Annotated in this window: 1 protein-coding gene; it reads right to left on the bottom strand. The window is 54.3% G+C overall.

Annotated elements, in window-relative coordinates:
• Window positions 1-599, bottom strand: a 599-nt coding sequence (locus Tfer_RS16785; RefSeq protein ID WP_242843616.1) for a methyl-accepting chemotaxis protein, incomplete at both ends; no start/stop codon positions are given.

Raw genomic sequence — 599 nt, 5'->3', positions numbered from 1 at the left:
GGCCACCTTGGTCCCTTTCTGAATATTGGTTATCAGGTCGGCTATTTCCTTGGTGGCTTTACTGGACCTTTCGGCCAGTTTCCTTACCTCGTCGGCCACCACCGCGAAGCCTTTGCCGTGTTCCCCGGCCCGGGCGGCCTCGATAGCGGCGTTTAATGCCAGCAGATTGGTTTGTTCGGCAATGTCGTCAATGACCTGGATAATTTCGCCGATTTTCTGGGACTGTTCGCCCAGTTCGTTGATCTTCCGGGCCGTTTCAAAAACGGCATCCTTGACCTGCAGCATGCCCTTAACGGTTCGTTCAACAGCCTGTCCGCCATTTGTAGCCACGACACCGTTTTGTTCGGACACCTGCTTGACCGTTTCCATACCTTCCGCCATGTCGTCAATCTTTTTGACCATATTTTCCACCAGGGCCGTTGTGCTGGCCACGTTTTTGCTCTGTTCGCCGGCTCCGGCGGCAATCTGCTGGATTGACTGGGCCACCTGGTCCATGACCTGTACTGTTTCCGTCACGTTTTTGGATTGTTCGGTAGAACCTTTAGCCACTTGTTCTATGGTCTGGGCCACCTGCTGGGTGGCTTTGGTCGCTTCTTCTG

The organism is Thermincola ferriacetica (assembly GCF_001263415.1).
In the GTDB taxonomy this organism is placed as follows: domain Bacteria; phylum Bacillota; class Thermincolia; order Thermincolales; family Thermincolaceae; genus Thermincola; species Thermincola ferriacetica.
Note: the sequence above shows the minus strand (reverse complement) of the source record. Positions and strands in the feature narration are given on the sequence as shown.